At 65.6% G+C, this 8,203-nt stretch carries 7 protein-coding genes; 3 read left to right on the forward strand and 4 right to left on the reverse strand.

The window, feature by feature from the left end; all coding sequences use genetic code 11:
• Both EOA38_RS20750 and EOA38_RS20755 read left to right on the forward strand, forming a co-directional pair.
• Positions 1 to 682, forward strand: a 682-nt coding sequence (locus tag EOA38_RS20750; RefSeq protein WP_145966014.1) for a GlxA family transcriptional regulator, incomplete at its 5' end; no start/stop codon positions are given.
• An 88-nt stretch (positions 683 to 770) separates the two neighbouring features.
• A complete protein-coding gene (locus EOA38_RS20755) occupies positions 771 to 2,432 on the forward strand; it encodes a VWA domain-containing protein (RefSeq protein WP_127300102.1) in 1,662 nt (553 codons plus the stop codon).
• Between the two features lie 73 nt (positions 2,433 to 2,505).
• Here EOA38_RS20755 and edd read toward each other — a convergent pair whose 3' ends face one another.
• From edd to zwf, 3 genes are all read right to left on the reverse strand, one after another.
• Positions 2,506 to 4,329, reverse strand: a complete 1,824-nt coding sequence (gene edd / locus EOA38_RS20760) for a phosphogluconate dehydratase (RefSeq protein WP_127300103.1) — start codon at positions 4,327 to 4,329, stop codon at positions 2,506 to 2,508.
• A 63-nt stretch (positions 4,330 to 4,392) separates the two neighbouring features.
• Entirely contained in the window at positions 4,393 to 5,109 is a 717-nt protein-coding gene (pgl, locus tag EOA38_RS20765) for a 6-phosphogluconolactonase (RefSeq protein WP_127300104.1), read from the reverse strand.
• A complete protein-coding gene (gene zwf / locus EOA38_RS20770) occupies positions 5,091 to 6,560 on the reverse strand; it encodes a glucose-6-phosphate dehydrogenase (protein ID WP_127300105.1) in 1,470 nt (489 codons plus the stop codon). Before zwf ends, pgl begins: the two co-directional genes overlap by 19 nt.
• Positions 6,561 to 6,868: 308 nt before the next feature.
• On the opposite strand from zwf, the gene EOA38_RS20775 reads away from it, so the two are divergent.
• Complete coding sequence (locus EOA38_RS20775) at positions 6,869 to 7,615, forward strand: SDR family oxidoreductase (protein ID WP_127300106.1); 747 nt, start codon at positions 6,869 to 6,871, stop codon at positions 7,613 to 7,615.
• A gap of 70 nt (positions 7,616 to 7,685) precedes the next feature.
• Here the strand turns inward: EOA38_RS20775 and EOA38_RS20780 are convergent.
• A partial coding sequence (locus tag EOA38_RS20780; RefSeq protein ID WP_145966015.1) for an SH3 domain-containing protein occupies positions 7,686 to 8,203 on the reverse strand: 518 nt, incomplete at its 5' end.

Consider the following 8,203-nt stretch of genomic DNA (forward strand, 5'->3'; position numbering starts at 1 on the left):
GCTGGCGGCGCTGCGCAGCTGGGGCCGGCGCGGCAATGCGCTCGGCGCGCTGTCGGTCGGCTCCTACCTTCTCGCCGAGGCCGGGCAGCTCGACGGCTATCGCTGCACCATCCACTGGGAGAACCGCGCCGGCTTCATGGAGCGCTTCCCCGACATCAACTGCACCGGCAACGTCTTCGAGATCGACCGCAAGCGCTACACCTGCGCCGGCGGCACCACCTCGATCGACCTGATGCTGGAGATCGTGCGCGGCGATTTCGGCTCCAACCTCGCCAATGGCGTCGCCAACCAGTTCCAGCACGAGCGCATTCGCTCGGCCGGCGACCGCCAGCGCGTCGGACCCGAGCGGGATCTCACCGGCAAGTCGGAGAAGCTCAGGCGCATCGTCGAGCTGATGGCCGACCATCTCGATGAACCGCTGTCGGCGGTGCAACTCGCCAAGTCGGCGGGTCTGTCGGTGCGCCAGGTCGAGCGCCTGTTCCTGCGCCACCTGAGCGTTACGCCCGGCCGCTACTACATGCGGCTGAGATTGGAGCGGGCACGCGAACTGCTGCGCCAGACCAACATGCCGATCCTCGACGTGGCGATCGCCACCGGCTTCACCTCGCACTCCTATTTCGCGCAGAGCTACCGGCTGCAGTTCGGCCGCCCGCCGTCGGAAGAGCGCCGCACCACCTACTGAGTGACTTTGCTGGCCGTCGGGCTTGTCTCCAGAGGCCGCCTCAAATAGCTTTCCCGGCGCGGACAGGGGGCTCACTCAGGAGATTTTCATGGCGGGACTGGCACGGAGCGTCGCTGCGGCGATCCTCCTTTTGTCGACGACCACATTTGGCTTTGCCGCCAACAAGGTCATCATCATTCTCGACGCATCGGGCTCCATGTGGGCCCAGATCGACGGCAAACCGAAGCTGGAGATCGCGCGCGAATCGCTGCGCACGGTGCTGCAGTCGGTGCCGGCCGACGACGAGATCGGCTTCATGGCCTACGGCCATCGCCAGAAAGGCAGCTGCGAGGACATCGAGCTGATCGTGCCGCCCCAGGCGGGCTCGGCAAGCGCGATTTCGGCCGCCGCCGACAGCATGAAATTCCTCGGCAAGACGCCGCTGACGGCAGCCGTCAAGCAGGCGGCGGAAGCGCTCAGATACACCGAGGACAAGGCCACCGTCGTCCTCATCACCGATGGGCTCGAGACCTGCGGCGGCGACCCTTGCGCGCTCGGCAAGGAGCTGAAGGAAACCGGCGTCGACTTCACCGCCGACGTGGTCGGCTTCGGCCTGACCGCCGACGAAGGCAAGCAGATCGCCTGCCTCGCCGAAAACACCGGCGGCAAATACATCCAGGCCTCCGACGAGAGGGCGCTGCAGGAAGCGCTGGTCGAGACCGTCGCGGCGCCGCTTCCCGCGCCTGAGCCTGCTCCGGCCCCCGCACCGGCGCCTGCGCCCGAATCCGCCAAGCCTGAATTCAATCTCATGCCGAGCGTGGTGATGGCCGAGGGCGGCGACCCGATCACCGACAGCAATGCCTGGGAGATTTATAAAGCCGCGGCCGACGGCACGCGTGGCGATCAGGTCATGACTGAATACGGCGAGCTCAAGACCAATCTCGAGCCGGGCGACTACATCGTCGTCGGGCGCGACGACGAGGCGAGGAGCGAGCAGAAGCTCAAGGTCGAGGCCGGCCAGGCCTACAAGCCGCTGTTCACGCTGAACGGCGGCACCCTGGTCATTCACCCGCATGCGAGCCAGGGCTCGGAGATCAGCGGCGAGGCGCGTGTCGACTTTAATTATCCGGGCGGCACCACCACGCACTATGGCGACGCCAAGGCCACCGTGCCGGCGGGCGAGCAGAAAGTGACGGTGCAGATCGGCGCCGGCACGGCAACGGAGACCATCCAGCTTGCCGCCGGGCAGACCGTCGAGAAAGACGTCGTCGTCGGCGTCGGCCACGCCGTGCTCAACGCTTACTACACCGCCGGCGGCGACAAGGCCGACAATTCCGGCATAGGCTTCGAGATCGTCAAGGCGAAGAAGAAGATCGACGGCTCGCGCGAGAGCGTCGAGCACTCCTATAGCGCGGACAGCAAGTTCTGGCTGCCGCCAGACGACTATGTCGCGGTCACCACGCTCGACCTCGCGGTCGTCGAGCAGCCTTTCAGCATCAAGGCAGGCGACAACCAGGACATCAAGGTCACGCTCGACGCCGGCGTGCTGGCGATGTCGGCGCCCGGCGCCTATTCGATCGAGGTTTTCTCGTCGAAGAAGGATATCGAAGGCAAGCGCAAGTCGCTTGGGTTGACCTATGGAGATAGCTGGCAGCAGACGATCCCCGCGGGCGACTATGTCGTGGTGCGCCATATGTCCGACCAGGGCCAGGACAAGGAAATGCCGGTGACGATCAAGGCCGGCGAGCGGACCGAGATCACGGTGCAGTAGGCATTGCAGTCCGCGAACGGACGAAAAGGGCGGCTCCGAGCCGCCCTTTTTTGTGAAGCACGCTGAGTAGACGTCAGGCGTTTGCGAAGGCGGCGGCGCCGTGGTCGGCGCGTCCGACCAATTGCCGGAAGCCGGCGAACAGTTCGCGGCCGAAGCCGAACTCATTGCCGATGAGATCGGCTTCGGCCGTGCGGCGTAGCGCGAACTCCGTTCCGGGCACCAGCACCTCCAGCGTGCCGGCATCGGCGTCGAGACGGATGATGTCGCCGTCGTGGATCCTGGCAATCGGCCCGTCCTCGACCGCTTCCGGCGTCACATGGATCGCCGCCGGCACCTTGCCGGAGGCGCCCGACATGCGCCCGTCCGTCACCAGCGCGACGCGCTGGCCGCGGTCCTGCAGGATGCCGAGCACCGTCGTCAGTTTGTGCAGTTCCGGCATGCCGTTGGCCTTCGGCCCCTGGAAGCGGATGACGGCGACGAAGTCGCCGGTGAGCTGGCCGGCCTTGAAGGCGTCGTTCAGGCCCTGCTGGCTGTCGAACACCTTTGCCGGCGCCTCGATGACACGCCGCTCGGGCTTGACCGCCGAGGTCTTGATGACCGCATGGCCGAGATTGCCGGCAAGCACCTTCAGTCCGCCTGTCGGCTGGAACGCTTTCTTGAAAGGCGCGAGCACCTTTTCGTCGCCGCTCTCCAGCGGTGCCGCCTCACGCACCACGCTGCCGTCGGCGCCGAGCCTGGCTTCGACCGCATAGGGCCTCAGGCCTTCGCCCCAGACCGTCTGCACGTCCTCATGCAGGATGCCTTCGTCGAGCAACTCGCGGATGAGGAAGCCTAGCCCGCCGGCGGCGTGAAAGTGGTTCACGTCGGCGAGCCCGTTCGGATAGACGCGCGCCAACAGCGGCACGGCTTCCGACAGGTCGGAAATGTCCTGCCAGGTTAGCGCGATGCCGGCTGCCGCGGCCATCGCGATCAGGTGGATGGTGTGATTGGTCGAGCCGCCGGTGGCGTGCAGGCCGACCACGCCGTTGACGATCGAGCGTTCGTCGATCATGCGCCCGACCGGCGTGTAGGCGTTGCCGAGCGCGGTGATCGCCAGCGCCCGCTTCGCCGCCTCCTTGGTCAGCGCGTCGCGCAGCGGCGTGCCCGGGTTGACGAAGGAGGCGCCGGGCGTATGCAGACCCATGATCTCCATCAGCATCTGGTTGGAATTGGCGGTGCCGTAGAAGGTGCAGGTGCCCGGCCCGTGATAGGATTTGGACTCCGCCTCGAGCAGCTCGGCGCGGCCCGCCTTGCCCTCAGCATAGAGCTGCCGGATCTTGGCCTTCTGGTCGTTCGGCAGGCCCGACGTCATCGGTCCGGCCGGTATGAACACAGCCGGCAGATGCCCGAAGGTGAGGGCCGCGATCACCAGTCCCGGCACGATCTTGTCGCAGACGCCGAGGAAAACGGCTGCGTCGAACATATTGTGCGACAGGCCGATCGCGGCCGCCATGGCGATCACGTCGCGCGAGAACAGCGACAGTTCCATGCCTGGCTGGCCTTGCGTTACGCCGTCGCACATCGCCGGCACGCCGCCGGCGACCTGGGCGATGCCCCCCGCTTCCCGCGCCGCTTCCTTGATCAGCGCCGGAAACGTCTCGAACGGCTGATGCGCCGAAAGCATGTCGTTGTAGGAGGTGATGATGCCGAGGTTCGGCACGCGGTCGCCGCCGAGCGCGACCTTCTCCGACGGGCTGCAGACGGCAAAGCCGTGGGCGAGGTTGCCGCAGGAGAGCACCGCCCGGTTGGCGGCGCGGCCGGATGCCTCCGCGATGCGGCCGAGATAGGCTTCGCGGCCGGCTTGCGAGCGTTGGCGGATGCGTTCCGTGATGGCTTCGATGTCGCGTCTGGCTGTCATGGTCGGTCCTTTCGAGCCCCGGAAACGTCCTCCCACTGCCTCCGGGACTGTTCCTTGGTGAAATCAGGGTGCCCAGAACACCTCTACCGCAATCGGCGATGCTTCGAGCACTTTGCGGATGGGCTTCTTCGCGCCCGCTCCCATCGCGCCGTCGAAGGCGGTGCGCTTGTCCTCGCCCTCGATGTGGAGCGCGATGAAGCCGGCGGCAATGATCCGCGCCATCGACAGCGTCAATCGCGGCTCGCCGCCGCTTGGCGCGTGCACCGGCAGCACGATCCGCCGCGAGGAGGGGTCGAGCAATTCGCCGAGATTGCCGGCATCGGGAAAGAACGAGGCCGTATGGCCGTCGCCGCCCATGCCGAGCACCACGACGTCGAGCGGCCAGGGCAACTCGTCAAGCATTCCATTGTCCAGTGTCGCCGCATCTTCGATGCTTGCCGCCTCGTGGTAGAGCGGCACGAACCGCGCGGCGGCAGCCTTGTTCTGAAGCAGGTTGGCCGCGACCAGCCCGGCATTCGATCGCGGCGAGGCGGGAGGAACGAAACGCTCGTCGACCAGCGTCACCGTGACCTTGTCCCAGGCGATCGGTATGGCGGAGAGCGCTGCGAGGAACTTCGCCGGCGTCGTCCCGCCGGATACTGCGAGCAGCGCCGTGCCGCGCTCGTCGATCGCTTTGGTCAAGCGGGCGGCGACGTTGCCCGCAAGTGCGGCCGCCAGTTGCTGGCGGTCGGCAAAGCCGTTCCAGGCGTAGCCGGCGCCGCTCAATTGCTCTCGTGCCATGTCCGTCCGTCACGTTCGATGAGCGCGATGGAGGCCGAAGGTCCCCAAGTGCCGGCCGTATAGCCCTGCGCTTCCTGCCTGGCGCTTTCCCAGGCGTTCTGGATCGGGTCGATCCACTTCCACGCCGCCTCGACCTCGTCGCGGCGCATGAACAGCGTCTGGTTACCGCGCACCACATCCATGATCAGCCGCTCATAGGCATCCGGCGCCCGGCCCTGGAACGACTGCGCGAAGCTCATGTCCAGCGAGATCTGGCGCAGCCGCATGCCGCCCGGCCCCGGATCCTTGATCATGATATACTGCTTGACGCCTTCGTCCGGCTGCAGGCGGATGACCAGCTGGTTGGGGAAGATCGGACCGGCGCTGTCGCCGAAGATGGAATAGGGAATCGGCTTGAACTCGATGACGATCTCCGAGACGCGGGTCGCCAGCCGCTTGCCGGTCCTGAGATAGAAGGGAACGCCGGCCCAGCGCCAGTTGCCGATCTCGGCCTTTACGGCGACGAAGGTCTCGGTGTTGCTGTCCTTGCCGAGCTCCTCGACATAGCCCTTGACCGGCCCTCCGGCGGAAGCGCCGGCACGATACTGGCCGCGCACGGTTTGCTTCGGCGCCTCGTTGCCGTTGATGCGCTTGAGCGCCCTCAGCACCTTCAGCTTCTCGTCGCGTACGGCATCCGCGTCCATCGACGACGGCGTTTCCATGGCGACCAGGCAAAGCAGTTGCAGGATGTGGTTCTGCACCATGTCGCGCAGCGCGCCGGCCTTGTCGTAATAGGTGACGCGGTCCTCGAGACCCACGGTCTCGGCCACCGTGATCTGCACATGGTCGATATGGGCGGAATTCCACAACGGCTCGTAGAGCGCATTGGCAAAGCGCAGCGCCATCAGGTTCTGCACCGTTTCCTTGCCGAGATAGTGATCGATGCGGAAGATCTGGCTTTCGTGGAAATCATCGCCCACCGCGTCGTTGAGCGCCCGTGCCGAGGTGAGATCGCGCCCGATCGGCTTCTCCAGCACGATGCGCGAGTTCGGCGTGATCAGCCTGTACTCCTTGAGCTGGTGCGAGATGTCGCCGAAGAGCGCCGGCGCCACGGCCAGATAGAAGGCGCGGATGCGGTCGCTGTCGCCGATCGCCTCCTTGAGCTTGTCGAAACCGGCGCCGGTGGTCGCGTCGGCCGAGACGTAGGAAAGGCGCGCCAGGAAGGTCTCAAGCTCCTTGGCGTCGACGTCGGCCTGCTTCACGTGCTCGGAAATCGCCTTCTTGGCGAAGGCCTGAAACTCGGCGTCGGTCATTTTCGCTCGCGACGTGCCGATGATGCGCGTCGGCTCCGTGAATTGCTGGCCGCGCTGGCGGTGGTAGAGCGAGGGCAGAAGCTTGCGCTCCGACAGGTCGCCGGTGCCGCCGAAGATGACGAAGTCGAAAGGGTCGACGGGGATGATCTGGCTGGTCATGGTCAGTCCGATTTGATGCCGGTCGCCGGTAACGGGGCTGATATATTCTAATCGATTTAAATCGTCCAGTGCCAAGGTGTCACATCAAGGGCCAATCGCAGGGGATCGTTTGGGTCTGCATGTGCCCTTGACACTGGCGCTGCCGGGAGGCTTGTCGGCAAAGCGACGTCTTCCGGCAGCGTTCGCGGCTGCAACATAGAACGTGAATGTGACGAAAGCTAAGGGAGAAAATCATGAATGCGACATCTGTCGCGTCATGGACAGGCTCCCGGTGCAAATTGGGGACGATCTCGATGAGCGGGAAAACGATGCGTCTGGAAAACAAGGTTGCCATCATCACCGGCGCGGCGTCCGGCTTCGGCGAGGGCATGGCCAGGCGTTTCGCCGAAGAGGGCGCGCGCGTCGTCGTTGCCGACCTCAACGCCAAGGGGGCCGAGCGCGTCGCGGGAGAAATCGGCGACCGAGCGATCTGGACCCAGACCGACGTCTCGCAGCGCTCCGAATTCGACGAGATGGTCTATGCCGCCAAGAGCGCCTTCGGCCGCATCGATATCATGATCAACAATGCCGGTTACACCCATCGCAATGGCGACATGCTGGGCGTCGACGAGGAAACCTTCGACCTGATCACCGCGATCAACATGAAGGCGATCTATCATGCGGCACTTGCCGTGGTGCCGATCATGGATCGGCAGGGCGGCGGCGTCATCCTGACCACGGCCTCGACCGCCGGCATCAGGCCGCGGCCCGGCCTTACCTGGTACAACGCCTCCAAGGGTTGGGCGATCACCGCCACCAAGTCGATGGCGGTCGAACTGGCGCCGAAAAACATCCGCGTCAATTGCCTCTGCCCGGTTGCCGGCGAAACCGGCATGCTGGAGAAGTTCATGGGCGCCGACACGCCGGAGATTCGTGAGAAATTCCGTGCCTCGATTCCGCTCGGCCGGTTCTCGACGCCGCTCGACATCGCCAATGCGGCGCTGTGGCTGGCCTCCGATGAGGCCGCCTTCATCACCGGCGTGGCGCTGGAGGTGGATGGCGGGCGCTGCATCTGAGCGGCCGCTCCGGCGCGAAAACGGCTCGGGCCGTTCACGGCATTTGCGGCTGGCTCGGCCGAGGAACGGATCAGGCGCCGGTCTTGACGTAAGTTTTGTAGACCCAGCCGTGCTTGCCGTTATAGACGATCTCGCACCATTTCTTGCAGCCCATCACCTGCACCGACGCCTTGGCCGGCACCGTGACGATAGCGGATGCGCCCTTCTTGGGGCCGCTGCGCATGGTGACTGCCCTCAGGATTCGTCCATTGGCGCCAGCGCTGACCTGCTGAGGTATCGGCTTGTCCTGAGTCGCGTCCTCGGTTGCCGCCGACTGAGCCTCGGGAGCCTGCGGCTTTGCTTCCGGTATGGCCGCGGTCTGGGCGCCATCCATCTTGTCGTCGGGCTTTTTCGCATCCGCCGACTGGCCAGCCGCCGGAGCGGGAGCCGCGACCTCGGACAAGGCGGTCGAAGCATCATTTTCTGACGCGGATTCGGCGAAGGCCGCAACGGCTGGCTTGTTGTCCTGCGTTGCCGGCTTCTCCGCGGCTTGCCCGGATGAGGCCGGCGGAGCTTCTGCCGCATCGGACGCGCCCGCCGCATCCGGGG

This window comes from Mesorhizobium sp. M1E.F.Ca.ET.041.01.1.1, assembly GCF_003997355.1.
Lineage (GTDB): Bacteria > Pseudomonadota > Alphaproteobacteria > Rhizobiales > Rhizobiaceae > Mesorhizobium.

What these genes read in the sequence shown, in the direction of transcription:
- EOA38_RS20775 (WP_127300106.1), top strand. Translation starts at nt 6,869, where the DNA reads ATGCGTCTGGAAAACAAGGTTGCCATCATCACCGGCGCGGCGTCCGGC.
- EOA38_RS20755 (WP_127300102.1), top strand. Translation starts at nt 771, where the DNA reads ATGGCGGGACTGGCACGGAGCGTCGCTGCGGCGATCCTCCTTTTGTCG.
- edd (WP_127300103.1), bottom strand. Translation starts at nt 4,329, where the DNA reads ATGACAGCCAGACGCGACATCGAAGCCATCACGGAACGCATCCGCCAA.
- zwf (WP_127300105.1), bottom strand. Translation starts at nt 6,560, where the DNA reads ATGACCAGCCAGATCATCCCCGTCGACCCTTTCGACTTCGTCATCTTC.
- pgl (WP_127300104.1), bottom strand. Translation starts at nt 5,109, where the DNA reads ATGGCACGAGAGCAATTGAGCGGCGCCGGCTACGCCTGGAACGGCTTT.